Below are 25,142 nucleotides of genomic sequence, written 5' to 3' on the forward strand. Positions count from 1 at the left end.
CACCTAAACCGCGCCCGGTGCGGTATGCGTCATTCGTTGGAATGGCTTGGCCGCGCCGGCTCCGACGACGGTCGGAGCCGGCGCAGTTTAAAGTATTAAAAAGATTAAATTTTAAACCGCGTCTCGCCAAGATCGAGGAAGCCCCCGACGCTGAACACAACGTGAAAATGACGCATTTCGCTCTGGACGCGGTTTAAACGTCCGACCCATCCCGTCGATACCTCATTCCACGTCTTCGCAACCCCTTCCGACAACGATCTGCTCGATATCCAGATAGTCGCGTAGCTGCTCGATGACTCGGCTCAGCGCAGGGCGCAGCTCCGGATCCTTCATCCGATCGCGGTCGATCCCTTCGCAGCGGCCGAACAAGGCGTGGATCAGGTGCTCCTCGGTTTGGACATGGGAGGCAAGGTCGTCGAGCAGCCGTGCCATCTCGCTGCGTGTCGGTGAGGCATCGACGGCACCGAACAGGTCGTTCAGGGCATCGAGCAGCAGCGCCGCGTCGGGCTTGAGTCCAAGCTCCGCCGGGCTCAAGGTCACCCGCCGCTCGGAGACGCGGCCGACCCAGACCCGGAAGCTCTCGCGTTGCAACGCATGGTAGAGCGACGCCTCGCTGATCAGGAACAACAGCAGGTTGCGCGGGTTGGCGTGATAAGGCGCGTCGCGCACCAACCAGCGCCGGTCGCGGATCAAACGATGAATCCGGATATGCTCACGGAAATCGGCCGCCTGCAACTGATCCAAGATCAGCACCGTCGATTCAGCCTCGCTCAGCGCGCAGGCCTGACTCACGATGTCGTCGAGCGGGTCGACCGGAGACGCCTTGCGGCCGTATTCATCCGTGCCCGGCGGCAAGATCACCTCAGGTGTAGGCGGCACCTCGTCCGAGAAGTCGTGATAGAGGATGTGCGGGGTCTCCAAAGCATGGGCGAGCGCGGTCGCGAATGCAGTCTTGCGCCGCTCGCCGTCGCCCTGGATGCTCAGGGTACGGATACGGTTGGGCGTCCCCTTCAACAGACAACGGACCTGAAAGTCGTAGTCGTCGTTGGACTCGAAGCCGTGCTCGGCCATGGACTCGCGCAGTGAACTCATGGCCCGATGATAGTCCCGCTGCGGCGTCGGCGCCCGACTCGAGGTGTCGATACATCGCGGAAAGCGAAAAAACACACCTTCGCCGAAGGCTTGGCCGGCGTTATGATCGAGTCCGCTTGGGACGCGCGCTACCCGGCATGACGACGTCTCGCACCACCGAAATCGAGCCAAAGGAGGTCGTGATTGGAAACCGCAGCCCCCGACCTCATCGGCCCGAGAGAAGAGGACATTCTCTCCGCACTGACCGAGCAAGCCTATCGACAACTCCCGATCGCCTTGGTGGTGAGCCTGGTCAACGCTCTGCTGCTCACCGGCGTTCTCTGGGGAGGCATCGAGAAAGCGACCCTGCTCATCTGGTTGGCCTGTCTTGTGTCGGTGACTGCATTTCGGTTCAGGACCCTGCGTGCGTTTTCCGATCCGCAGCGACGGATACGTGTCGACGATGCCGTCTGGAGGCGTGTCTTCGTGGCGGGCGCGTGCGCGGCGGGATTCGTGTGGGGAGGAGCGGGGCTCTTCCTGTTTCATCCAAGCTCCTTAGCACATCAGGTCTTTCTTGCCTTCGTGCTCGGCGGGATGGTCGCGGGCGGCGTACCGCTGCTGTCGCCGTTGAATAGAGCCTATCCCTGTTTCGCGATCCCGATCGTGCTGCCCATGACACTCAGCATGGTCTTGGTCGGTGACCGCGTGCACTGGATCATGGGCATGATGATCCTGATCTTCGGCATCGCCATGCTGTCCTCGTCCGCTCGGGTGAGGCGATTATTTCAAGATGCCACCGACATGCGGCTGAAGCTGGCTTCATCGATTGCGGAGGGCTCGGCGCTTCAGGAGATGTTGCGTATCGACGAGCTCACCCGCATCGGAAACCGGCGGTTCTTCGAAGAGCAGCTCGGAAACGAATGGAGGCGGGGCGATCGAGCGCACGCTACCCTGGCGGTCATCTCGGCCGATATCGACCACTTCAAGGCATACAACGACCGATACGGACACCCGGCCGGCGACCGTTGCCTATTCGGCGTCGCACAGGCCATGGCCGCAGCCCTGCAGCGACCGGGTGACGCCGCGGCCCGCATCGGCGGAGAGGAGTTCGCGTTTGTTCTTCCGCAGACGAGCTTGCTCGGGGCGGAGCAGGTCGCGGAGCGCATCCGCGAGGCGGTGTGGGACCTGAACATCCCTCATGCGGCATCGCCGATCGCCGAGCGCGTGACAGTCAGCTTAGGTGTCGCATCCTCCGACCATGCGTCCGTGGCTTCGGAGGCCGATCTGATCCGCGCTTCCGACGCAGCCCTCTACGAGGCCAAGCGCCGAGGGCGCAATCAGGTCGCGACCATCGCCCCCTGAACCCGGCCTCGGCGCGCTTATCCAATTCACGGAAGCCGACCTGCACCAGACCCGTGCCCCATCACGCCCCACCGTCCGAGCCGGCACCGACGTCCGGCATCGATTCGCTCATCGAGCGCTCGCTCCTGCTCGATCTGGAGACCGGGCCGGACGGCGCCATCCACAAGATCGGGGCGATCAGACAGGGGCGTGAGTTCCGTCGCCAAGGGAGATTCGATCCGGCGCGCGCACTTGATGACCTCACGCGGTTTGCCGGCGATGCGAGCTTCATCATCGGCCACAATCTGCTGGGGCACGACCTGCCGACACTGCGCGCCCGAGCGCCGAGTCTGGACCTGCTCGGGCGGCGCATCATCGATACCCTCTATCTGTCGCCTTTGGCCTTCCCGGCGAACCCTTATCACCGGCTGGTCAAGGACTACAAGCTGGTGCGCGACAGCGTCGCCGACCCGGTTCAGGACTGCCGCTTGGCCGAGCAGGTATTGCGCGAGCAGTTCGACGAGCTGGCGCGGCGCTGCACCGAAGGGCGAACAAGCGCAGTCGGGACAACAAGCGCCCTAAGGTGGACAAGCCCCGATCGGGTCGGGCTGACGGGATTGCGCCCGTCAGCCCTCCCACACCACCGGACATGCGGTTTTCCGCATCCGGCGGTTGAGCCCAGCGGGCTTAGCCCGCAAGCGTCCACGGTAGAGTGAATCCGTGTCGATTCAGTGTTGCGGTTTTCAATGCTTGGTTGACGACGATATGACGCGCCATGAACCAGGCACCGCGCCGACAGCCGGCCACCCCGAGCGCACGTCCGCGCACGCCGAGGCGCCGCAGCGCGTTGAACCGTCCGTGGCGATCGTGCCAGCGCAGCCAGAAGCATTTGCGCATATGCCGCCTGACCCAACCCGACAGGGCGTGGACCTCGCGGCGCCAGTTGGCGTAGCCGAAATAGTTCCACCATCCGGTGACATAGCGTTGCCACTGTTCACGCAGTTGCTCGCTGGTGAGGCTTTGCCGGGCGTCCCAGAGTTCGCGCACCCGATCCTTAAACCGCTCGATGGCCTTCGGCGCCGGACTCACCTGTCCACCGGGGTGGATGCGAAAGCCCAGCAGCGCGCTCTCCTCGGTACGGCGTGCGCCACTCTTGGTGGCGTTGACGTCCAAGTCCAGGTGCGTGTGCAGCCACCGCGTCAGGCGCTCCAGCACCCGCTCGGCGGCCCGTTCGCTGGCCACGAACACGGCGATGTCGTCGGCGTAGCGTACGAACGACAGGCCCCGCTGCTCCAGCTCCCGGTCCAGCACGTCGAGGTAGAGGTTGGCCAACAGCGGCGACAGCGGCCCGCCTTGCGGCGTGCCGCGGCTGCGCCGAATGTGCCGTCCATCGCCCTCGTCCATCGGTGCGCGCAGGTAGCGCCCGATCAGCGTCATGATCCGCTTGTCGCTGATCCGCTGTCCCAGCAGGTGCATCAGGCGGTCGTGGTTGACCTGGTCGAAAAAGCGCGCCAGATCAATATCCGCCACCCATTCCTTGCCGTCGGCCACGTACCCGCGTGCGGCCGTGACGGCGTCATGGGCCGAGCGTCCGGGGCGAAAGCCCCAGCTGTGCTCGCTCATGTCGCCATCGAAAGCCGCGCTCAGCACTTGGTGCAGGGCCTGCTGGATCAGCCGGTCCTGCACCGTGGGAATGCCCAGGCGGCGTGTCCCGCCGCCCGGCTTGGCAATGTCCACCGCGCGCACCGCCGCCGGGCGGTAATCGCCCCGAAGGAGCTTCTCCCGAATCACCGGCCAGTGGCACTTGAGGTGGGCCTCGGTCTCGGCGATCCCTTTGCCGTCGACCCCGCCGGACCCGGCGTTGGCTTTCACCCCCGCCCAGGCCCGTTCCATGTTGACGGTGTCGAGCACCGCCTCCAGACTGATCTCAACCGTGTTGCTCATTGAACCCCTTCTTGCGTCTGTGCTCGCGATCACGGTTGACTTGATGAGCGCGGACCTCCCCCATGCGGGAATCCACCCGTTCGGTTCGGCTCGCCGTCCCGGTAGCTGCCGCAGTTGCAACGCCGAGTGCGTGTCGCCCATCTGCCCGCCTTCCGGATCGGATGCAGACTGTGGTTCTTTCGTGACTCTTCGGCCCTTCACTCCTCCCGACTTTCACCGGGCCTCAACGCTACTACGGCCTCTGCTGACTTCTGGACCGCTCTCACGGGCCAGATCTCCCCGAGTAAGAACATGTACTTTCGACCCGTGCCGCCAGGCTCTACCGGAGACGTCTTTCGGTGACGGTTGGATTTCGCGTTCCCTAGCACGCTCATCGCCCGCATCCGGCCTCGCTGCCTGTTCGTGTTCCTACGGTCGTGTCTTGGCTACACCCTGCTTTCAGCTTGGCCTCGCGGCGTCCACCTTGGGTTTCGCTACGCTTCTCGTCACTCTTCGCGGTTACCTCCTTTCAGGTAACAAGTACATGCCCATGTCGGGCACACTAGGGTGGACAAGCGCAGCGCAGTCCACCAGCGCCAGCGTCAACCCAGACCTCGGTGGACTTCGCTCTCGCTCGTCCACCCTACCTGCCGGTGAGATGCACACGTCTGCAGCCGGCAACGGCGAGCGCGACCTGATCCGGGTCTTCCAGTTCTGCTTTCGCGGCGCGACCCTGCTGGAGGCCAACGCCACCGGCGGCGACGGCCTGGCGGCGGTCTTTCGGCTGCTCTCGGGCGAGCTGCCGAGCGTCACCGAGGTGCGCGAGACCCTGCTGAGCCGCTGGCAAGACCGTGCCTGCTCGAGCGTCGCCCCGCGCCTGATCCTGGATCATCTGGCGAATCCCGACCGCCGCCCGGTCCTCGCCTATGCCGCGGCCTGGCTCCAGGTGGCCGGCGGCAACTCGGTGCTGCCGCCCTGGGTGCGGCATCGCTTCCCGGGAACGGTGACGCTGCTCAAGGCCCTGCGGGGCAACCCCTGCGAGGATCCCGGCTGTGCCTGGTGCCGAGAGGTGAACGATCCGCGGGCGCAGCTTGCGCGTTGGTTCGGCTTCGACGCCTTCCGCGCCGAGCCGCAGGCGCAGGACGGCGAAAGCCTGCAGGAGATCGTCGTCCGAGACGGCATCGCCGACCGATCGCTGCTCGCGATCCTCCCGACCGGCGGCGGCAAATCACTGTGCTTTCAGTTGCCGGCCCTGGTGCGCGCGCATCGTCGAGGCACGCTCAGCGTCGTCGTCTCGCCCCTGCAGGCCCTGATGAAGGACCAGGTGGACAACCTGGTGAAGAAGACGGGTGCAACCAGTGCGGCGGCCATCTATGGCCTCTTGACCCCGCCGGAGCGCGGCGACGTGATGGAGCGCGTTCGCCTGGGCGACATCGCCCTGCTCTACATCTCACCGGAGCAACTGCGCAACCGCTCGGTGGCGGACGTCCTGGCCAGCCGCGAGATCGGCTGCTGGGTCTTCGACGAGGCCCACTGTCTGTCGAAATGGGGCCACGACTTTCGCCCCGACTATCTCTATGCCGGGCGATTCATCCGCACCCTGGCCGAGCGCCAGGGCGTGCCGGTCCCGCCCGTGGCCTGCTTTACGGCCACCGCCAAGCGTGACGTGAAGGCCGAGATCCTGGCCTATTTCCGCGAGGAGCTGGGGCTCGATCTGGTCGATTACGCCGGCGGAGTCGAGCGCGACAACCTCGAATTCGAGGTCCAGGTCGTCGGCAAGCACGAGAAGGACGCCCGGATCCACGCGATCCTGACCGAGCACCTCGGCCCTCCGAGATCCAGCGAGGATCCGGACCCGACCGGCGGCGCTGCGGTGGTCTACGCCTCGACGCGCAAAGGCACCGAGACCCTGGCCGAGTGCCTAGGCCGCCAAGGCTGGGCGGTCGAGGCATTCCACGCCGGCATCCCTGCGCCGGAGAAGAAGCGCATCCAGGAGGCGTTCGTCGCCGGCGAGCTGCAGGTGATCTGCGCCACCAACGCCTTCGGGATGGGCGTGGATAAGGAGGACGTTCGCCTGGTGGTGCACGCCGACATCCCCGGCTCGCTCGAGAGCTACATCCAGGAGGCCGGGCGAGCCGGGCGCGACCGCAAACCCGCAGCCTGCGTGCTGCTCTACGACGAGCAGGACATCGAGTCGCAGTTTCGGATGGAGTCCCTCTCCGAGCTGTCGCGCCGCGACATCGCCGAGATCCTGCGCGGGGTGCGCCGGGCCAAGCGCGACCGCGAGGGCGTCGTGGTCGTCACCAGCGGCGAGCTGCTGCGCGACGAGGACCTCAGGCTGGGCTTCGATCCCGAGGCCACGGACGCCGACACCCGGGTGCGGATCGCCATCGCCTGGCTGGAGCGTGCCGGGCTGGTCGAGCGCAACGAAAACCGCACCTTCGTCTTTCAGGGCCGCCCCGCGGTGGCGAGCCTGGAGGAGGCCGAGCGGAGGATCCGTGGGCTGGGCCTCTCGGCCGCCCAAGGCCGACGCTGGCTGGCGATCCTGGAGGCGATGCTCAATGCCGACCCTAACGACGCCTTCACCGCCGACGACCTAGCACGACTGCCGGCCTTCGTCCGCACCGCGGAGGGCCAAACCGCCTCGCCCGATCCTGTCCCGCCTTGGGATCGCGGCGACACCCCCTCGCAGCGCGTCCTGCGGACACTGCACGACATGGCCGGCGCCGGCCTCTTGCGCGACGGCCCGCAGCTCACCGCCTTCGTCAGTCACAAGGTCAGGAACCACTCGGCCTTGATCCTCACGCGAGTCGCGCGTCTGGAGCGGGCCATGCTGGAGGTCTTGCGCGAGCAAGAGCCGGGCGCCGAGACCGGCGTCTGGCTGCCGCTCTCCCTGCGCCGTCTCAACCAGCACCTGCTCGATCAGGGCCACGACAGCAACCCGGAGACCCTGCGCACCCTGCTCAAGGGTCTGACCCTAGACGGTCGTGGTCTGGCAGGCGCCCGCGGCAGCCTGGATCTGCGCCAGACCGACCGGGACCACTACCGTCTGCGCCTGCATCGCGATTGGCCGACCCTGCACCGCACCGCCGAGCGTCGCCGCGCCGTGGCCGCCCGCATCCTGAAGACCCTCCTGGCCAAGCTCCCGGACGACGCCCCCGCCAACGGCGCGCTGCTGGTCGCCTTCGGTACGGATGAGCTCACCCGCGCGCTGCGCGACGATCTGGCCCTGTCCGCCGAGCTGCGCGACCCGCTGGCGGCAGCCGAGCGCGGCCTGCTGTTCCTGCACGAGCACGGCGCCATCATCCTGCAAAGCGGATTCGCGGTCTTCCGCTCGGCCATGACCCTGCGCCTGCTCCCGCAGGCGAAGGGACGACGCTACAGCGAGGCCCAGTATCAGCCGCTGGCCCAGCACTATCGCGAGCGGGTCTTCCAGATCCATGTCATGAACGAGTACGCCCGTCTGGGCGCGGAGAAGATCCGCCAGGCCCTGAGCCTGGTCACCGGCTACTTCACGCTCGGCAAGGAGGCCTTCGTGAAACGCTGGCTCGCCGACCGCCGCGAGCAGCTCCTGCGTGCGACCACCGCCGAGTCCTTCCGCCGCATCGTCGAGGATCTGGGCAACCCCGAGCAGATCGAGATCGTCGCGGCCCACGAGGACGGCAACCGTCTGGTGCTGGCCGGGCCGGGCTCGGGCAAGACCCGCGTGATCGTCCACCGTTGCGCCTATCTGCTGCGGGTGCTGCGGGTTCCGGCGCATCGCATCCTGGTCCTCTGCTTCAACCGCGGTGCCGCGCTGGAGCTGCGCCGCCGGCTTGCGGAGCTGGTCGGGGAGGACGCCTGCGGCGTCACGGTACAGACCTACCACGGCTTTGCGATGCGCCTGACGGGGCGCTCTTACGCCGAGCGTCTCGCCGCGGCGACCGACGCCGCGCTCGACTTCGACGGTCTCATCGGCGAGGCCGTGGACCTGCTGGAGGGCCGCGTGGACCTGCCCGGCATCGAGCCCGACACGGCGCGCGAACGACTCCTCGCCGGTTATCGGCACATCCTGGTCGACGAGTATCAGGATATCGACACGGAGCAATACCGGCTGGTGGCGGCCATCGCCGGCCGGGCCCAAGACGAGGACAAGCTCACCCTGCTCGCGGTGGGGGACGACGATCAGAGCATCTACGCCTTCCGCGGCGCAAACGTCGAGTGTATCCGCCGTTTCAAAGCGGACTACGCCGCCGAGCTGCATCACCTGGTCGAGAACTATCGCTCGACCGGGCACATCGTCGCCGCAGCGAACGCTCTGATCGCACACAACCGCGACCGGATGAAGCGCGACCACCCGATCCGGGTCGATCGACGTCGCGCCACCCGACCCAGCGGCGGGCGTTGGCAAGACCTTGACGGTCATGCCAGGGGACGGGTGCTGGTGCTCCGTGTGGCCGATCCGGCGTGCCAGGCCGCCGCGCTGGTCGCACGCATCGAGGAGCTTCGGCGCCTCGGCGATCAAGACTGGGCCGACATCGCCGTCCTCGCCCGCCGCCATGCCATCCTGGAACCGGTCCGCGCACTCTGCGAGCACCGAGGCATCCCGGTCGACTGGCCAGGCGACCTGCCTCCCCTGCACCGGGTGCGCGAGATCGACGCCTTCCTGAGCGCGCTCACACAACGCGCACGCGAGCCGCTGAGCGCCGCGGCGCTGTCGGCGTGGCTGCCGGAGCGGCCGAACCCCTGGCGCTCCCTTCTGCAACGCCTGATCGAGGATTGGCGGGCCGAGGCCGGCACCATCGAGGTCCCCGCCGTCGACATCGCCGAATTCTGCTACGAGACCCTTGCCGAGCAACGGCGCGAACGCCGGCTCGGCGAGGGTCTCCTGCTGACCACCCTGCACGGTGCCAAGGGGCTGGAGTTTCCCCATGTCCTCGTCGCCGACGGCGCATGGGACGCGCATCCGCAGAGCGAGGAGGAGCGCCGTCTCTTCTATGTCGGCATGACACGGGCGAAGGAGACCCTGACGCTGATGGCGATCGCCGGCAGCCGCCACCCCTATCTGACCGAGATCGAAGGCGATTGGCTCGTCAAGATCGAACCGGTCGTGGAGCCACCGCCGGCCGAGGTCATCCGGCGTCGCTACGCGCGCCTGACACCGGCGGACCTGGATCTCGGCTATGCCGGGCGGATGGCACCGGATGCGGCGATCCACCGTCATCTGGCCGCACTCGGACCTGGCGACGATGTGCGTTGGGAGCCGGTCGGTCAGGACCTGTTTCTGCTCGACCAAGCCGGCCATCGAGTCGCCCGCCTGTCCAAACGCGCAACGGCCCGTTGGCTCCCCGACATCGATCGCATCGAGCGAATCCGCGTCGATGCCCTGATCCGCCGCGACAACCGACAGAACACGCCCGAGCATGCGCAACACTGCCGCTCGGAGCGATGGGAGGTCCCGCTGGTGGAGATCCGCTGGCGCGGGCCTTGAGGGTGATGCGGGGCTTTTGGGACCTGTAGGGTGGACGAGCGAGAGCGGAGTCCACCGAATCCTGGGCCGGCGTTGGTGGACTGTGCTGCGCTTGTCCACCCTACGGCGCTTGTCCACCCGACCGAATCGACGCCTTGCGCCAGAGACGCTGAAGCAGTGCACTCTGCCGCACGAAGGCATCGGCGTCTTCCGCATGGACATGGAGCGCCCGGACGACGGCGTCCGGGTCCTCGTCCGTGGCGATCGCAATCGCGTGGGCCAGCGCCGCGTCGTCGAGCCCGCCGAGGTCCGGGCGGCGGCGTCGCCAGAGCTCGAGGACCCGTCGGCGGGTGGGCTTGATCAGATGGGCGGCCTGCCCGTGTCGCCAGAGAAAGTCGGCGCTCGCATCCAAGTGTTCGAGGAGATCGCGCCGGTCTCGGCTCGGCACCGGCTGGAGCGGTCCGAGACGCGCGCCCGCCGACCAGGCCCAGACGAGCAGACACAGGGCGCCTGAGATCACCGCGTAGGGCGCGGCGGACCAGACCACCGCACCGATCCAAGGCACGTCGCGGTCGTAGAGCAGCCAAACGGTACCGCCGGGAGCGGGGGCGAGGAGGTACGCCATCAAGAGCGCGTGGTCGTGCTCGCCGATTGCGGCGTTGGTCATGAAACGATCGTCGGCGAGCACGACGAGTGATCCCTCGCCCACGGGCAGTTGCACCATGCGCAGCCGATCGGCGGCGATGGCCGCCATTTCGGGCTCGGCAAGCGTTTCCAGAGCGCGTTCGGTCGAGAAGGCGACCCGAAGCGGGCTCCCCGGACCCTCGATCGAAACCTCGGCGAGAACCTCTGTTTGACCCTCGGTCGCAGGCCGATCGGCGTCGTCGCTGCTCAACCAGACCCCGTACCCGGCGGCGAGGTCACCCTCCTCGGCATACGCCGTAACCGACTCGCTCGCCGTGACCACCAAGCGCCCGCCATCCGTCATCCATTGGTCGAGCGCCCGACGGCGCTCGGGCGCGAGAGACCCGGGGTGGCGCACGACCAGCGTGTCGGTCGGGGGCGGGAGTCGGCGCAGACGCTCGCGCCCGCTTTCGCTCGACACCGGGATTTCAAGACGCGCCAGAAAGCGCTCCGCCGCGAGGAAGGGGTTGCGCCTGGCCTCTTCCGAGGGGCCGACCTCGATCTCCAGGGTTCTGCGCTCGAGCTGACTCAGGGCCACGCCGATCAGGGTGACGAGGACCAGGATCAGCCCGACGATCACGAGCCTGAGGACGCGGCGCTCAGGCGTCATGAGACGCTCTCGGATCTCGGGTCGGCCCGGTCGGCCCGGTCGGCAGATCCCGAGCACGACACCAGTCATCGAGCAGCGCGATGATCTCGGCGTCGGCGGGCTGCCGATGCGCGTACGCAACCCGGCTCCAGTGCTCGGTCAAGCGGGTCATGAGGCCGACCCGCGCAGACGGCCGGGCCTGCGCCGCGAATGCCAGACAATCGCCCTCCGTCGCACCCGCCGGGATCGCGACACCCTGCCGAGCCAGCTCGGCGAGGCTCACGCGGTACAACAACGCAAGGGCCGCGCGATGCTCGCCCTGCTCGATCAAACGGCGGACGCGCGCCCGAAGATCGTCGGGAAACGGCTCAGCACCCAGATGCTTGAGCATGACCGTTGACCAGTCTCCGTCGTCTCGCGCTCCGGGTCTGGATCTGCGCCATCGAGGCCGCTTCTGCGCCACCCCTACAATCACCTTGAGCGCCAGCCAGACGAGTCCTGCAAACGCCAAGATCAGCAACGACCACTTGAGGATCTCGGCGAGCGTCACCGCCAAGGCGCCGAGGTCGCTCGGCCAGGTCCAGCCCTCGAGGGGCTCGACCGGGTCGCGCTCGACCGGCAGCCAGAGCGTCACCTCTTGCGTGCTCCCGAACTCGTCGTCCGCAAGGATCTCCCGGATGAGGAGCTGCGCCTCGCCCGGATTAGGAAGGGTTTCAAAAAGGGGATCAAGAGCGGCATCGCGCGCTACGAACGCCTCGGCAGTGGGGCTCGGCAAGGACAGGACCAAACCGACGGCCAAGAGAGCAGTCAAGGTCAGACTCGCGGCCCCGCGAGCGGCCGCATCCTGCTCGTCGCGGGCACGCCGAAATGCAAGCTCCAGATCCCAGGCTTCCAGCTCGGTGCGACGGGTCAGATAGAGGCCGAAGCCGGCGCAGACGTAGAAGGGCGCGATCACGGAAAAGGCGAGCAGATAGACTGCGGCGCTGATCCAATAAACCGGGGAGTCGGACTGGGTGACCGCGGCGGTCAGATCGAGACGGGGCAGCTCCTCGGGGACCAGGAAGACCAGCGCGAGCAGCACGCCGCCCCAGAGAATGGCCTCGAAGTGATAGCAGATCAGGGTCAGCCAGGTCGGCGCGCCGATGCCGTTGCTCAAGACCGCGCGACGGCGCCGAGCCGGGGCACCGCTCAGACCCTCCAGGAGCGCGACCGGCATCAGGAAGGAGCGACGCAGTGCAAATCGGCGCCACAGGAGCAGGGGCAGGATGTGTCGCGTCACGGCGACGCGGATGATGGTGACACGCTCGGCAGGTTCAGGGCGCTCGCCGAGCAGGGCGCGTCCCGCCCAGGACTGAAGCGGTGCCTCGAACAGCGGCTTGCACCACCAGACGGCGACCAGCCAGAGGTCCGGCCGTCCGCCGGTCAGCACCGCCAAGAGCACGGCAACCGGCAGCGCGGTGATCCACCAGAGGATCCAGAGCGTCACGAACCACTGTCGCCCCAGCGCAAAGCCCAGATCCACCCCCTCCCAGGGGCGACGCGGACGCAGGCGTGCACCGACAGCGTCAAGGCGCATCGTCGCCCGCTCGTCCGGCCAGCACAAGGTAGACCGCAACCAGGACCCACCCGAGGACACCGACACCGTATTTCAGGCCCGACGGCGCAGGACCTGCCGACCAGAATGCCTCGATCACCGCGGCAAAGACCAGCAGAACCGCCGCACCGCCGACGAGGATCACGGCATCGCGCGCGTTCGCTCGAAGTGCGGCGAGTCGGGTGTGCTGCCCGGGGGCCAGGAGTGCCTGGCCGAGCAGCAATCCGGCCGCGCCGCAGATGGCGATCGCGGTCAGCTCGTAGGGTCCGTGACCGCTGACGAAGGGCCAGAAGGTGGCGCCGTAATCCAAACGGGTCAGGTGTCCGGCGACGGCACCGATGGACAATCCGTTCACGAGCAGGATAACCAGGCTGCCCAGACCCAGGATCAACCCGCCGGCAAAGGTGCGAAACCCGATCCCGACGTTGTTCATCACGTAGAAGCCGAACATGGCCACGTCCGTATCCGCCTGCCGCTCGCTGCCGCGTCCCGGCTGATGCCGAACGGGGTCGTAGAGCGACTCGAACTCCGCGACCTGCTCGGCATCGAGCAGGCTGTAGACGAGATCCGCGTCCTGATGAACGGCGATCCCCATCCCGATCATCGGCAGGAAAAACAGCGCCGCAGCGATCCAAAAGACGCTCGCATGCCGACGCAGGGTGCGGGGAAACTGGCTCGCCATGAAGTCGAGCGTGGAACGCAACGGGGCCGATCGTCTCCGATAGAGCTGGCGGTGGCCCCGCCGCACCAGCACCTCGAGCTCGGCGATCAGCCCCGGACTGTAGCGCCGACTGCGGGCCAGCGCATAGTCGCTGCACAGACGTCGATGCAGATGCGGAAAGGTCGTCAAGGCCGGAACATGTGCCCGCCGCCGTCGCGGGTTCTCGAGTGCGTCGAGCATGGCGCGGTAGTCGGTCCAGATCGGCGACGCGGCGGCCTCGAAGGCGTCCTGTTTCATCCGCGACCCTCCGGCGCCCCGCGGGCAAGCCATGCGGCCCAGGCGTTGACCTGCGCGACGGCGGCCTCACCCCGCCGGCCGACGCTGCCCGCGAGGATCTCGGCCAACTCGATCCGGCGTGCCTCGGACAGGGCATGGCCGCGCTCGGCGAAGGCCAGGATCGCCTGTTGCGCCTCGAGCGCCAGACCGGCGGGCGGGGCCTGTGCAGCGACCTGCGGGATGCTCGGTTTCTCCGGCGGCGTATCGGCGTAGACCACCAGGGTGCCGGCGGCCAGATCGCCGAGACGGCGGAAATCGCGATCCACCAGCATACTCACGAGCCCGACCCCGTAGAGTATCGGGAGAAAGTCCACGGTACGAAGCAGATTGCGGATCAAAGACGCAGGCAACCGCACGGGCGTCCCGTCGTCGTGCACCACCATCAGGCCCATCGAGCGCTTGCCCGGTGTGGCCCCGCTGCGCACCTCGAAGAACACGGGATAGAGCCATTCAAGCCCGAAAAGGGCGAGGAGGATCAGCCCGGTGCCGAAGCCGGAAAAGGCCGCGAGCGGCAGCACGACGATCAGGAGCGCGAAGCGGATGACGACATCCAGCAGGTAGGCGATGGCGCGCGGAGCCGGACCCGCGACCCGCAGGGCAAGGTCGACGCCTTCCGGGGTCTCGTGCAGCCGAACGGTATCGATGGGGGTCGGCATGATCCGTTCGGGGCCAGGGTCGGGGCGAGAGTCGGGCCGGGTCAGGTGGCGTCCCGCTCCCCGGCATAGAGCGCGAGCGGGAAACACTCGGTAATCAGGATCACCGGACGCTTCTCGATGATGATGCGATAGGTTCGGCACACGGCAAGGCCGCCGTCGGAGCTCACCTCCATACCGACATCAAGAACCTCGCGATAGCTCTCCAGACCACTGTCGCGAATCAGCACGCCGATGCCGATCTCGCGATCGATCAGGCGCTGGCGAAAGCCGGACGGGATCAGCTCGGTGCGGATCAGCGAGAATGCCTCGGCAAAACTGCGTCCCGAATCCGTTCCGCGCAGCCGTGCATCGCGGGTCAAACAACGATCGCCGGGCACGATCTGGATCGCGGGAACGGGCTCCTCGGCGGTCTCGAAACGCTGCTCGAGCGTATCGACCGTGACGGGCTCCCAGAAATAGGCCTCGAGGATCTTGGTCACGGTGCCGTCCGTCACCAAGAGTGCACGCAGAAAGGGAGGAAGCGCCATCAGCGGCGCCGGCTCCCCGGAAGGGGTCGAGATGACGCCGTCGCGAACGAATCCGTCGCATCGAAAGGACACCTGAGCGGATCGCGCGCCCTGGTCCTGCACTGAACGACCGTAGAAACGGCGCATCTGAATCTCCTTCGGGCCGACGAGGGCGGTCTCCCGACGGATCATCGGCGTGATCGACCGGATGCAATTCTGCCCCATGAGGGTGCGCGGTTCCAGTGCAGACGCACGACAACACAGCCGCGCGATAGACGGATGGCCGTCGTTCCGCGCTCCGTGAAGCCGTCTTGATCCTCCGTCCGGAAAAAAATCACACCCTTCGGCGTGGCGGACTTGATACGTGGCTAAATTTGCCTCAATCTGTACGGTGACCCGCGCCTGAAGCCGGCGCCTCGCACCCCTCGGAGTGAGGTAAAAGCAACAAGCGCGAGATCAGTGACCTGCCTCCGCCCCGAGCGTCCCGGCACCTTCGGGCGGGACGAGGCCGGAGGTTCGGAAAAACCCGCGGTTATGTGTTATATACATAGGGCCTAGTGGCCAACTTTGGAGATTTAAAACGATGACCAAGATTGTCAAGCTCGCTTCCCTGTCCGCTGTTGCCGTTCTCGGCGTTTCCTTGCTGGGCGGTTGCACCACCGACCAGACCGCTCGCGACATGGCTCAGCAAGCCATGGACACTGCCAACAGTGCCCAGGCTTGCTGCAACGCCAACACCGAGCGTCTTGACCGCATGTATCAGAAGATCATGGGCAAGTAAGACCCTCCCGAGGGACTGCGCCGGCTTCCCACGAGTTGTGGGATGCCGGTGTCCTCTTTAACCGCACGCTCTACCGCCTCCCAGTCGATCTTCACACCGTCGGTGTCCTTCACCCACTGAGGGATCACCTCTCTCGCGCTCCGCCGCACGCTTTTCTCCCCGGTCTGGACCTCCAAGTACAGGTCGTCTCCACGCCATCCGACCTTGTAGGGTTGATCGATGATGTTGACCGGCGTCGAGATGTCCGTCAGACGATATAATTCTTCGATTCCCTCGGGGTACATGCGGATACAGCCGCCGCTGACTTCCATCCCGAGGCCCCAGGGCTGACTGGTCCCGTGGATGAGGTAATCCGGATTGCTCAGACGCATGGCATACTCGCCCAGCGGGTTGTCGGGACCCGGCGGTACCGTCGGCGGCAGGATGTGACCACGAGCAGCATGGTTCGCGCGCGTCATCGGACCGGGTGTCCAGGTCGGATTCTCGCGCTTTTCGATCACCTTAAAGCTGCCCAGCGGTGTGCTCATCGCGTCCTTGCCGACGGTGATCGCGTAGATACGCACCTCGTTGGGGTCATTCGGCGGGAAGTAATAGAGTCGCTTTTCGGCACGATTGACCACGATGCCGGTCCGCGGTGCATCCGGAAGCACGTAAAAGGCCGGAACCATCACGGGGGTGCCCTCGCCGGGCAACCAGACATCGATGTTGGGGTTGGCTTGACGCATGTCGTCGAACCCGAGCCCGTTCTGGCGTGCGATGTCCAGCAAGGTATCCTGGGCACGCGCCTTGAAGTAGAAGGGGACCCCCACCACCGAATCATTCGGGTTCTCGAGGCGGAAGGTCTCGGCCCCGGCACCGTCGATGACCCCGACGCCCAACACGGATGCGCAAACCGCCGTGGCAAACCACGCGCGTTTGCGTCGGCCAAGATCAATATCGCTCATAGACTCTCTCGCTTCTGTATCGGTTGAAATCGGATGAAGAAATTGTCGCGATTGTCTCACGTCCGCAACATCGGCGTCGCCGCCCACGTCGACGCGGGCAAGACCACGCTGACCGAGCGAATCCTCTTCTACACCGGCGCCTCCTACAAGATCGGCGAGGTCCATGACGGCGCGGCCCACATGGACTATATGGCCGAGGAGCAGCAACACGGCATCACCATCACCGCCGCCGTCACGAAGGCACCTTGGCGCGAGCACCTGCTGCAGGTGGTCGACACGCCCGGACATGTCGACTTCACGATCGAGGTGGAGCGCGCCATGCGTGTGCTCGACGGCTGCATCCTGGTGCTCGACGGGGTGCGGGGCGTGGAACCTCAGACCGAGACGGTCTGGCGTCAACGCACCCGCTTCAATCTGCCCGCCCTTTTCTTCGTCAACAAAATGGATCGCCCCGGGGCGGATTACCGGCGGGCGCTCGACGCGGTCAGACGGCGCCTGAAGATCGAGCCGATCGCCATCACCTTTCCGCTTCCGGAAGAGGACGCGGTCGTGGATTTGATCGAGCGAAGGCGAATTGGTTTCCTCGGCGAGCAGGGGGACGCGCTCGTCACCGAGCCGTGCCCGGACGCACTCTGGGAGGCGCTCTCGGATCTACGCGAGTCACTGTATCTAGCCGCCGCGGAGATGGATGAGGACCTGGCCGATGGCGTCCTGGCCGGCGAGGAACCCCCGCCCAAGGCCTTGCGCGCCGCGCTCCGTCGCGGCACGCTGGCAGGCCGCTTCTGCCCCTGCTACGGCGGAAGTGCGCTCCGCAATCTCGGGGTTCAACCGCTGCTCGACGGGGTGGTCGATTTCCTGCCCGCCCCGCTGGACCGGCCGTCCGCACATGCCGTGCTTGCGGACGGAACCGAGGTCGAGATCGCCATGGGCACCGAGGGTCCGCTGGCGGCCCTCGCCTTCAAGGTCCAACTCTGGGACGGACGCCGTCATGTCTTCGTGCGGATCTACCGAGGGACCTTGGCGCCGGGCGACACGGTGGAGGTGCCGACCCCGACCGGCGGGGCTCGGCGCGAGCAGGTCGCACGTCTCTTCGACGTGGACGCCGGCAAGAAGACCCGCATCGACCGCGCCGAAGCCGGCGAGATCGTCCTCCTGGCCGGACTGCGCCACGCCTCGACCGGCGATACGCTGTGCGCCCCCGGTCACTTGCTGAGCCTCGAACGGATCGAGGCCCGCGCCCCGGTGCTGGGGCTGGCGATCGAGCCCGCCGCCGGCACGGACGAAGAGAAGCTGCTCGAGGTCCTGGACAAGGTGCAGCAGGAGGACCCCACGCTGCGCGTCGAGGAGGATCCCGAGACCGGCCAACGGCTGCTGCGCGGCATGGGGGAGCTGCACCTTCAGATCGTGCTCGAGCGCATCGAGCGCGAGTTCGGCGTGCGGATCCGCAGCGGCCGACCCGCCGTCGCCGTGCGCGAGACCATCCGCCGGCCGGCATCGGCGGATGCCCTCTTCGCACCGCCGCCGACGCCCGATCCGCGTCAGCAGGACCTCATGGCGCGCGTCGCACTCGCGATCGAGCCGCTCCCGCGAGGGACCGGCGAGCGGATCGAATGGGCCGCGCGCGTCATCCCCGAAGGGGCGGAGCCGAGCGCTGCGCAACGCGAGGCGATCGAGCAATCGCTCAAATCGACCCTGGCGGCCGGGCCTTTGCTCGCCGCCCAAGTCCAAGACGTCCTGGTGCGGATCACCGAGGTCGAGCTTTTCGGCGCGGCCTCCACCCCCGAGGCGCTCGGGGCAGCGGCATCCAAGGCGCTGCGCCAGGCGCTCGAACGCGCCGAGCCGGCAGCGATGCATCCGATCATGCGGGTCGAGGTCGTCATCCCGGAGCCGAGCCTCGGCACGGTCTTGGGCGATCTGCAGGCACGACGCGCCCTGATCCAGGGCACCGAGTCCGTCGGCGAAGACATCGCGATCCGCGTGGAGGCCGCCCTCGAACCCCTGCTCGGCTATGCCACCGCGCTGCGCAGCCTCACGCAAGGCCGGGGGCAGTTCAGCATGGAGTTCGACCGATTCGACGTCTAAACCGCGCTCGACGCGACATGCGACGTTTCGGGGCCGCTGCGGCCTTAGCGGATACATGCGGACTTGGCGGGGCGCGGTTTAGGAGAAAAAAAGCAAAAAGGGAATGTTCTTCGGACGCCGCAGGGCCTGCGGATAGGAATCGTTGACGGGATCAGCCCTTTAGGCTGCGCGGGCGGGTGATCGAGATCAGTTGGGCGCTGCCGCACGGCAGGGCCCCCCAGTCGTCTGGCATCTCCAGTCGGGCGACGGTGGCGGTGGGGAGGAGCTTGCCGTCGTCGGGGATCTCGAGATCCTCGCCGACGAGGTGCATGAGGAGCTCTTCGAGACCCGGGTTATGGCCGATCAGCAGGACGATCGCCGCCTCGGGAGAGCAGCGCCCGAGGACGGACAAGAGCTTCGGGACCTCGGCCTCGTAGATGTCGGCATCCCAGAGGATCTGTTTTTTCTTGATGTCGAGACACTTGCAGACCTTCGACGCGGTTTGTTTGGCGCGCTCGGCCGGGGAGCTCACCACCAAATCCGGGACCAAACCCTCCCGATAGAGCCAGGCGCCGACCTTGGGGGCGTCGCTCTTTCCACGCTTGGCCAAGGGACGGTCGAAGTCGCTCGTCGCGACCGAGTCCCAGTCGGACTTGGCGTGTCGCAGGATGAGGAGCTCTCTGGGCATGGAGAAGAAAGGGTCGGCGTAACTCAAGCAGAGTGTGGACAAATCTTGGTCGCAATAGCGTGCCTTTTAACATATCCGTCATCTTCAAGGAAATGAGGATGCCCCGCGCCGCGCACCCAACCCCCTCAACGCGCCGCCGCCAGCAGCCGATCCATCATCCCTTTGGCCTGTGCGAGATAGCCGCCGCCGAAGAGGTTGAGGTGATTCAAGACATGGTAAAGATTGTAGAGGGTCTTCCGCGTGCCGTACTCGGGCGGCAGCGGCCAGGTCTCCCCATAGGCCGCGTAGAAGTCGGACCCGAAGCCGCCGAAGAGCTCGGTCATCGCCAGGTCGGTCTCCCGGTCGCCGTAATAGACAGCCGGATCGAAGATGACCGGCTCGCCCTCGCGGGTTGCGCCGATGTTGCCGCCCCAGAGATCCCCGTGCAGCAAAGAAGGCGCTGGACGGTGGCCGATCAGGTCGTCGAGGACCGACATCAACCGCTCGCCCGAGTCCGACAGCGCCCTACCGTAGCCGTTGCGGGCCGCCAGATCCAACTGAAACCCGAGCCGATGCGCACGCCAGAAGTCCACCCAGCCGGAGGCTCGGGCGTTGTGCTGAGGCGTCGAGCCGATCGTATTGTCGCGATGCCAGCCGAAGTCGGGCGCGGTGCATCGATGCAGCTGCGCGAGTCGACGGCCCGCCTCCGCACCGTCCAAGCGCCCGGCGAGATCCAGATGCTCGATGGCCAGATAGCTTTGGGCGCCTGCGATGCCGGTGCAGACAGGCTCCGGAACCCGGATCGCCTTCGCCTCGCGCAGTGCGGCGAGCCCCTCGGACTCCGCCTCGAACATCGCCAGCCGGTCTGCGCTGTTGAGCTTGACGAAATAGGCTCGCGCACCGTCGGCGAGAACGACGGCGCGATTGATGCAGCCGCCTCCGACCGATTGCTCTCGTTGGATCCGGAAAGGCCGGCCGGTCGCACTCGTGATATGGCGTGCGATCGTTGCGCGATCATTCACCTGGATTGCTCACCCTCCTGATCAGGTCACCCGATCACGGCCTCGTCCATCAAACCGGCCACGTCGCTGATCGCGGCGGTCGAGTAGACAAGCACTGTAGGGTGGGCAAGCGTAGCGCAGTCCACCAGCGTCGGCGCGGGGATCGGTAGACTGCGCTCTCGCTCGTCCACCCTACCGACCGAGCTTATGAATAACGCCCCGATCACCGATCGGGCTCACTCGTCGGGCTCATTCATCGGGATCTCCTCGACACCCCGAGCGGCACGCCGATGCAAGGGGCTCGAGCGCGGAAAATGGGCGCGCAGAAAGGCCATCTGATCCGCCAGGACGTGGCGTCCCATCAGGAAGATGTACTCGGCATGCGTCGGCGTAAAGGGCACGGCCAACAACTCCATGCCCGCCGCTTCGGGCGTACGCCCGGCCTTGAAGTTGTTGCAGCGCAGACAGGCGGTCACGACGTTGTTCCAGACGTCCATTCCGCCGCGACTGGTGGGGCGCACGTGGTCGCGCGACAGATGACGCCCAGAGAAGCGGCTGCCGCAATACATGCACATGTGGTCGTCGCGGTGAAACAGGGTGCGGTTCGACAGAGGTGGCGCATAATCGTCCTGAAGCTTGTTCAGGGCGTGATGCGTCCCGTAAGTCGCGATGATGGAGTGGATCTCCAGACGACTCTGTCGGTGGGTACTTGAGTTGATGCCGCCGCGCAGCTCGAACAAAGCATCGCCGCAGGCATAGGCCACCTGCCCAAGGAAATACAGCCGGGCGGCAACCCGGTAGTCCACCCATTCCATCGGCATACCCGCCAAATCCGTTCGCAGTACCTGTTGAGTCAGTGACAACATAGCGGCGTTACGGCTCGGAATTTGCGAGCATGATACACAGTTGACCTTCTTGCGCAACCCGGCGCCGTCATGTGGCGAAACCACTGTTTGCACAACCGATCATTCACAGCCGCCTCGCATGCGGGCGAAGGCGCCCGGCGCGGTTTCGCGGCGCCCGGCGGGAACGGCCGAGGCAATGCGCAACACATTGATTAAAAACATGTTTACAAATTGGCCAAAAAGTTTCCAAACGAACAAAACCGTAACAACGGCGCCTGCTCGCATCGGCTTTACACGAGTCATCCCCAGACTTATCCACAGAAATTGTGAGTTGCTCGGGTTTCATGTTCCGCGACAAGTGATTGCCGGTGTTTCCTAGCCAAGCGTGGACGTCCCGCGTCTAAACCGCGTCCAGAGCGAGATGCCCACTTTCGAGTGAGCTCGACGTGTGGTGCATCCACGACCCTTAGCGGGGACGCGGTTTAATCGACGACTGCCGCCCGTCCTCAAGAACCCGTCCTCGGAAAACGCGCTCAACCAACGTGCCACCTGCCCCACTCGGAAAACCCGGCTCGATCCTGCGTGTCGCCGTCGCTGCGCCGCTGATGGATGCCTTCGATTATCTGCCGCCGGCTCCGGCATCGGACGACGGCTCGGCAACGCCGTCACTGCTGCCCGGTCAGCGTGTGTTGGTACCCTTCGGCCAAGGTCGACGCGTGGGCATCCTGCTCGAGCTGCGCGACACCTCCGATCAGGATCCCGCGCGCCTGAAGCCGATCGAGCGTCTCCTCGACCCACGCCCCGTCTTAAGCGCAGCCGACTTGACCCTGATCCGCTGGGCGGCGGACTACTACCGGCAGCCGATCGGAGAGGCCCTGTTCAGCGCCCTCCCCGCCCGTCTGCGCCAGGCCAAACCCATCCTGGACGAGCAGGTCCCGGGCGTCTCGGCGACGCCCGCCGGCCGGACCCTGGACCTCGAGACGCTGCGGCGCGCACCGAAACAGCGTGAGCTTCTCGGCCTGGTCAGGAGCACACGCGAGGGAATCGCGGTGACGGATCTGACCGCATGCCTGGGTCCTTGCGCCGCAACACTGCGCAGCCTGCGTGCCCGCGGCCTGCTGGAGACCTGCCGCCTCGCGCCGGCTGGGCCCGTCACGCGCCCACCCCGCGCCGAGTCCGCCCCCGGTCCCGAGCTCAATGCGGATCAGGCCGAGGCGCTGCGTCGGGTCGCAGCCGGGCTCGGCGGGTTTAGCCCCTTCCTGCTCGACGGCGTGACCGGCAGCGGCAAGACCGAGGTCTATATCCGCCTGATCGAGGCCGCTGCCGCCCGCGGCGCCCAAACCCTTCTGATCGTTCCCGAGATCGGCCTGACCCCCCAGTTGCGCGAGCGTTTGACCTCGCGACTGCCCGATCCGCCCGCAGTGCTGCATTCCGGGCTGGCTGCAGGAGAACGGGAGCGGGCCTGGCACCGCGCCGCCTCCGGGCGTGCAGGGGTCGTGCTCGGGACCCGCTCGGCGGTCTTCGCGCCCCTGCCTCGGCTCGGGCTGATCTTGATCGACGAGGAGCATGACGCCTCGCTCAAACAGCAGGAGGGCTTCCGCTACTCGGCACGCGACGTTGCCGTGCGACGCGCCCAACTGGTCGGTTGCCCGGTCGTTCTCGGCTCGGCGACACCCTCGCTCGAAACGCTCAACAACGCGCAGACCGAGCGCTACGGCTGGTTGCGTTTGCCGCAGCGCGCGGGTGCCGCCTGCACGCCGCGGACCTCGCTGCTGGACATCCGCAATCAGCCGCTCCAGGCCGGGCTCTCCGCGGTCCTGCGCGAAGAGATGCGGACCGAGATCGCTGCCGGCAACCAGGTGCTCCTCTTCCTGAACCGCCGCGGCTATGCCCCGGTGCTCACCTGTCACGCCTGCGGATGGGTCGGCGACTGCCCGCATTGCGACGCACGACTCACGCTTCACCTGGCCCGACGACGTCTCTGGTGTCACCACTGCGGTTGGACTCGGCCATTGCCCGACGCCTGTCCGGACTGCAAAGGGACGGACCTGCGCATGCTCGGACGCGGCACCGAGCGACTCGACGAGGAGCTGCGCCCCCTGTTTCCGGGCGTCGGCATCGCCCGGCTCGACCGAGATACCACCCGACGTCGCGGCGAGCTGGCGCGCCTCCTCGACGAGGTCCGCCGCGGCGAGGTGCAGATCCTGCTCGGGACTCAGATGCTGGCCAAAGGACACGACTTCCCCGGCGTGACCCTAGTGGGGATCCTGGATCTCGACCAATCGCTCTACGCAAGCGACTTCCGCGCACCGGAACGCACCGCACAGCTGATCGTGCAGGTCACCGGACGCGCCGGACGCGCCGAGCGCTCCGGTCGGGTCGTCCTCCAGACCCGCCACCCCGAGCACCCGCTGCTCCAAAGTCTCTTGCGCGAGGGTTACGCGGGTTTCGCGACCACGGCCCTCGCCGAGCGACGCGAGGCCGAGCTGCCGCCGTTCAGCCATCTCGCCCTGCTGCGCGCCGAGGCCCCGGCCGCCGAAACCGCAACGGCATTCCTGAATCAGGCGCGCCTGATTGCAGAAAGGCTTGCAGAAGGGCTTACAGAAGGGCTTGCAGAGGGCCGTACCGAACGTCTCGCCGAGACTGGGGTGCAGTGCTACGGCCCGGTCCCAGCCCCGATGGAGCGCCGCGGCGGGCGTCACCGCGCGCAGCTCCTGATCCAATCGTCACAACGCCCGCGGCTCCAGCGGTTTCTTGCCGGCTGGAGCCTCGCCCTGCGCGCCTTGCCCAGAAGCAAAGGGCTGCGCTGGTCGCTGGACGTGGATCCGCAGGACATGTACTGAAATTCGAGCCCTTGCTGTTGTCGAGAGTCACTGTAGGGGCGACTTGAGTCGCCCCTACAGTGTTCGCGCCGCTGATGTTGCCGAGCGTTCCGCCGAGAGAACTTTGCAGTTGGGAGCGAACCACGCCAAATTAAACGTCATGTGTTCTTGGTTTGCATGAAACGCCCGCGCGGATTTTTCTGAAAGCGCACCGAGCGCGGTTTAGTAGACGGCGTCATGGTCGCCCACGTTCACCGGCGTGATTCGCTCGTCCTCGATCAAGAGCTCAAGGGTGATGCGGTACGACAGGTTGATGGATACCGAGTACAGGCCCGCCATGCGACCCTCGAGTGGATGCAGGCGTAAAGAGGGGTGGAACGGATTGGCCCGAAGCAATTCCAGCGTCTTCAGGTACTGCTGGCGTAGCTCGGGATGACGCTTGATGAAGCGCGCCGCGCGGCGGGTATACTGCTCCGTGAAGAGTAGCCGAAAGGTCATTCCGCCGGGTCCGGCAAGGCATCGATGCGCTTGAGGTGGTCATCCGGAGACTCCTCCACAAAACGGCCGGTGGCCAGGTCTGCCTGGGTCTGGGCCAGAGCCGCATCCAGCTCACACTCCCGCAGGTAGTGATACTGGGCCAGGTCCATGACGACAAACCGGTCCTTGCCACGCACCGAGACCACGGCCTCTGTGTGCCCGGACAGGGCCGTCTCGATGGCAGCGACGCCCTTTGTCTTCAGCTCGTTGGCGCTGATGCTGGTCACGTTGGACTCCTGGATTCATGCTTGATCGTGCGGTTCATCATGCGGTAAAGGGTGCGCAACCGCAATCCTGGGACCGGGGTCTTGGGCGGGCCAAGAGATCGACGCGGCCCTTCACCGCGCCCTCGCCTCGCCCTCGAAGCGGCCCTTTTCCTCGCCTTCCTGCTGTCCGCGCTGATTCGCCAGACGTTCGACACTCGTCACGTACGCCATCTTGCGTTCTCCTTCAATCGTTTGAATCTCGTTCCAAAGCGCCTGCTCGAGAGGGTCCGGCAGCCGCATCATCCAGTCGATGACGGCGAACAGATCGAGGATCCGCTGGCGGTCCCGGCCGTGGCGATACAGCAACCGCGCCAGCCGGCGCTTGAAGCCGTAGCGCGCCTGCGGGTCATGCCGCGTCCGCGCCGCGTAAAGATGCGGGCCTTGCTCGTCACTCCGGCCATCGTGGCG

At 66.5% G+C, this 25,142-nt stretch carries 21 protein-coding genes; 6 read left to right on the forward strand and 15 right to left on the reverse strand.

From position 1 onward, the window contains the following. Nucleotides 1-222: 222 nt before the first annotated feature. Nucleotides 223-1,092, reverse strand: coding sequence for a hypothetical protein (locus BDD21_RS06040; protein WP_120799774.1), 870 nt, complete (start codon nucleotides 1,090-1,092; stop codon nucleotides 223-225). A gap of 183 nt (nucleotides 1,093-1,275) precedes the next feature. Here BDD21_RS06040 and BDD21_RS06045 point away from each other — a divergent pair, with 183 nt between their 5' ends. Together BDD21_RS06045 and BDD21_RS06050 are read left to right on the forward strand one after the other, a co-directional pair. Further along, nucleotides 1,276-2,433 (forward strand): GGDEF domain-containing protein, encoded by a 1,158-nt coding sequence (locus BDD21_RS06045; protein ID WP_245969436.1) that lies wholly within the window; start codon nucleotides 1,276-1,278, stop codon nucleotides 2,431-2,433. 53 nt (nucleotides 2,434-2,486) lie between these two features. Then, nucleotides 2,487-3,128, forward strand: a complete 642-nt coding sequence (locus BDD21_RS06050) for a PolC-type DNA polymerase III domain-containing protein (protein WP_120796383.1) — start codon at nucleotides 2,487-2,489, stop codon at nucleotides 3,126-3,128. Here BDD21_RS06050 and ltrA read toward each other — a convergent pair. Further along, entirely contained in the window at nucleotides 3,100-4,356 is a 1,257-nt protein-coding gene (ltrA, locus tag BDD21_RS06055; RefSeq protein ID WP_120796384.1) for a group II intron reverse transcriptase/maturase, read from the reverse strand. The genes BDD21_RS06050 and ltrA overlap by 29 nt on opposite strands. Before the next feature lie 637 nt (nucleotides 4,357-4,993). Here ltrA and BDD21_RS06060 point away from each other — a divergent pair. Further along, complete coding sequence (locus BDD21_RS06060) at nucleotides 4,994-9,805, forward strand: RecQ family ATP-dependent DNA helicase (protein WP_245969437.1); 4,812 nt, start codon at nucleotides 4,994-4,996, stop codon at nucleotides 9,803-9,805. Between the two features lie 100 nt (nucleotides 9,806-9,905). Here BDD21_RS06060 and BDD21_RS06065 read toward each other — a convergent pair whose 3' ends face one another. The 5 genes from BDD21_RS06065 to BDD21_RS06085 are packed head-to-tail and all read right to left on the reverse strand — an operon-like array spanning nucleotide 9,906 to nucleotide 14,957. Next, complete coding sequence (locus BDD21_RS06065; RefSeq protein WP_170164695.1) at nucleotides 9,906-11,078, reverse strand: DUF4350 domain-containing protein; 1,173 nt, start codon at nucleotides 11,076-11,078, stop codon at nucleotides 9,906-9,908. Beyond that, the gene (locus tag BDD21_RS06070; RefSeq protein ID WP_120796386.1) at nucleotides 11,068-12,633 is read right to left on the reverse strand and encodes a DUF4129 domain-containing protein; all 1,566 of its coding nucleotides are present in this window, start codon (nucleotides 12,631-12,633) and stop codon (nucleotides 11,068-11,070) included. Before BDD21_RS06070 ends, BDD21_RS06065 begins: the two co-directional genes overlap by 11 nt. After that, the gene (locus BDD21_RS06075) at nucleotides 12,623-13,609 is read right to left on the reverse strand and encodes a stage II sporulation protein M (protein ID WP_120796387.1); all 987 of its coding nucleotides are present in this window, start codon (nucleotides 13,607-13,609) and stop codon (nucleotides 12,623-12,625) included. The genes BDD21_RS06070 and BDD21_RS06075 overlap by 11 nt, the downstream gene beginning before the upstream one ends. Beyond that, the gene (locus BDD21_RS06080) at nucleotides 13,606-14,304 is read right to left on the reverse strand and encodes an RDD family protein (RefSeq protein ID WP_120796388.1); all 699 of its coding nucleotides are present in this window, start codon (nucleotides 14,302-14,304) and stop codon (nucleotides 13,606-13,608) included. Before BDD21_RS06080 ends, BDD21_RS06075 begins: the two co-directional genes overlap by 4 nt. Nucleotides 14,305-14,345: 41 nt before the next feature. Continuing rightward, on the reverse strand, nucleotides 14,346-14,957 hold the full coding sequence (locus tag BDD21_RS06085) for a chorismate--pyruvate lyase family protein (protein ID WP_120799776.1): 612 nt from the start codon (nucleotides 14,955-14,957) through the stop codon (nucleotides 14,346-14,348). Nucleotides 14,958-15,393: 436 nt separating this feature from the next. Between BDD21_RS06085 and BDD21_RS06090 the strand changes: the two genes are divergently transcribed. Further along, the gene (locus tag BDD21_RS06090) at nucleotides 15,394-15,591 is read left to right on the forward strand and encodes an alanine-zipper protein (protein ID WP_007192175.1); all 198 of its coding nucleotides are present in this window, start codon (nucleotides 15,394-15,396) and stop codon (nucleotides 15,589-15,591) included. Here BDD21_RS06090 and BDD21_RS06095 read toward each other — a convergent pair. Further along, a complete protein-coding gene (locus tag BDD21_RS06095; RefSeq protein ID WP_120796389.1) occupies nucleotides 15,570-16,535 on the reverse strand; it encodes a L,D-transpeptidase family protein in 966 nt (321 codons plus the stop codon). The genes BDD21_RS06090 and BDD21_RS06095 overlap by 22 nt on opposite strands. A gap of 33 nt (nucleotides 16,536-16,568) precedes the next feature. Here BDD21_RS06095 and BDD21_RS06100 point away from each other — a divergent pair, with 33 nt between their 5' ends. After that, nucleotides 16,569-18,617, forward strand: a complete 2,049-nt coding sequence (locus BDD21_RS06100) for an elongation factor G (protein WP_120796390.1) — start codon at nucleotides 16,569-16,571, stop codon at nucleotides 18,615-18,617. A gap of 151 nt (nucleotides 18,618-18,768) precedes the next feature. Here the strand turns inward: BDD21_RS06100 and BDD21_RS06105 are convergent, their stop codons facing one another. The 4 genes from BDD21_RS06105 to BDD21_RS06120 form a co-directional block, all read right to left on the reverse strand. Next, entirely contained in the window at nucleotides 18,769-19,284 is a 516-nt protein-coding gene (locus BDD21_RS06105; protein ID WP_120799777.1) for a SixA phosphatase family protein, read from the reverse strand. A 125-nt stretch (nucleotides 19,285-19,409) separates the two neighbouring features. Beyond that, nucleotides 19,410-20,285, reverse strand: coding sequence for a fructosamine kinase family protein (locus BDD21_RS06110; protein ID WP_120796391.1), 876 nt, complete (start codon nucleotides 20,283-20,285; stop codon nucleotides 19,410-19,412). A 26-nt stretch (nucleotides 20,286-20,311) separates the two neighbouring features. After that, entirely contained in the window at nucleotides 20,312-20,455 is a 144-nt protein-coding gene (locus BDD21_RS28225; protein ID WP_211334985.1) for a hypothetical protein, read from the reverse strand. A gap of 45 nt (nucleotides 20,456-20,500) precedes the next feature. Then, complete coding sequence (locus tag BDD21_RS06120) at nucleotides 20,501-21,130, reverse strand: HNH endonuclease (protein WP_120796393.1); 630 nt, start codon at nucleotides 21,128-21,130, stop codon at nucleotides 20,501-20,503. Between the two features lie 521 nt (nucleotides 21,131-21,651). Here BDD21_RS06120 and BDD21_RS06125 point away from each other — a divergent pair. Further along, complete coding sequence (locus BDD21_RS06125) at nucleotides 21,652-23,952, forward strand: primosomal protein N' (protein ID WP_120796394.1); 2,301 nt, start codon at nucleotides 21,652-21,654, stop codon at nucleotides 23,950-23,952. 201 nt (nucleotides 23,953-24,153) lie between these two features. On the opposite strand, the gene BDD21_RS06130 is transcribed toward BDD21_RS06125, so the two are convergent. The 3 genes from BDD21_RS06130 to BDD21_RS06140 form a co-directional block, all read right to left on the reverse strand. Continuing rightward, complete coding sequence (locus BDD21_RS06130) at nucleotides 24,154-24,429, reverse strand: type II toxin-antitoxin system RelE/ParE family toxin (RefSeq protein WP_120796395.1); 276 nt, start codon at nucleotides 24,427-24,429, stop codon at nucleotides 24,154-24,156. Further along, nucleotides 24,426-24,695, reverse strand: a complete 270-nt coding sequence (locus tag BDD21_RS06135) for a type II toxin-antitoxin system Phd/YefM family antitoxin (RefSeq protein ID WP_120796396.1) — start codon at nucleotides 24,693-24,695, stop codon at nucleotides 24,426-24,428. The genes BDD21_RS06130 and BDD21_RS06135 overlap by 4 nt, the downstream gene beginning before the upstream one ends. Before the next feature lie 111 nt (nucleotides 24,696-24,806). Next, entirely contained in the window at nucleotides 24,807-25,040 is a 234-nt protein-coding gene (locus BDD21_RS06140) for a hypothetical protein (protein WP_120796397.1), read from the reverse strand. Nucleotides 25,041-25,142 lie beyond the last annotated feature (102 nt).

The sequence above is a fragment of the Thiocapsa rosea genome (assembly GCF_003634315.1).
In the GTDB taxonomy this organism is placed as follows: Bacteria; Pseudomonadota; Gammaproteobacteria; order Chromatiales; family Chromatiaceae; genus Thiocapsa; species Thiocapsa rosea.

Excerpts from the sequence above, each read along its gene's own strand:
- BDD21_RS06070 (WP_120796386.1), bottom strand. The coding sequence starts at position 12,633 with ATGCGCCTTGACGCTGTCGGTGCACGCCTGCGTCCGCGTCGCCCCTGG.
- BDD21_RS06060 (WP_245969437.1), top strand. The coding sequence starts at position 4,994 with ATGCACACGTCTGCAGCCGGCAACGGCGAGCGCGACCTGATCCGGGTC.
- BDD21_RS06095 (WP_120796389.1), bottom strand. The coding sequence starts at position 16,535 with ATGAGCGATATTGATCTTGGCCGACGCAAACGCGCGTGGTTTGCCACG.
- BDD21_RS06080 (WP_120796388.1), bottom strand. The coding sequence starts at position 14,304 with ATGCCGACCCCCATCGATACCGTTCGGCTGCACGAGACCCCGGAAGGC.
- BDD21_RS06085 (WP_120799776.1), bottom strand. The coding sequence starts at position 14,957 with ATGCGCCGTTTCTACGGTCGTTCAGTGCAGGACCAGGGCGCGCGATCC.
- BDD21_RS06090 (WP_007192175.1), top strand. The coding sequence starts at position 15,394 with ATGACCAAGATTGTCAAGCTCGCTTCCCTGTCCGCTGTTGCCGTTCTC.
- BDD21_RS06105 (WP_120799777.1), bottom strand. The coding sequence starts at position 19,284 with ATGCCCAGAGAGCTCCTCATCCTGCGACACGCCAAGTCCGACTGGGAC.
- BDD21_RS06075 (WP_120796387.1), bottom strand. The coding sequence starts at position 13,609 with ATGAAACAGGACGCCTTCGAGGCCGCCGCGTCGCCGATCTGGACCGAC.
- ltrA (WP_120796384.1), bottom strand. The coding sequence starts at position 4,356 with ATGAGCAACACGGTTGAGATCAGTCTGGAGGCGGTGCTCGACACCGTC.
- BDD21_RS06130 (WP_120796395.1), bottom strand. The coding sequence starts at position 24,429 with ATGACCTTTCGGCTACTCTTCACGGAGCAGTATACCCGCCGCGCGGCG.
- BDD21_RS06120 (WP_120796393.1), bottom strand. The coding sequence starts at position 21,130 with ATGTTGTCACTGACTCAACAGGTACTGCGAACGGATTTGGCGGGTATG.
- BDD21_RS06065 (WP_170164695.1), bottom strand. The coding sequence starts at position 11,078 with ATGACGCCTGAGCGCCGCGTCCTCAGGCTCGTGATCGTCGGGCTGATC.
- BDD21_RS06040 (WP_120799774.1), bottom strand. The coding sequence starts at position 1,092 with ATGAGTTCACTGCGCGAGTCCATGGCCGAGCACGGCTTCGAGTCCAAC.
- BDD21_RS06100 (WP_120796390.1), top strand. The coding sequence starts at position 16,569 with ATGAAGAAATTGTCGCGATTGTCTCACGTCCGCAACATCGGCGTCGCC.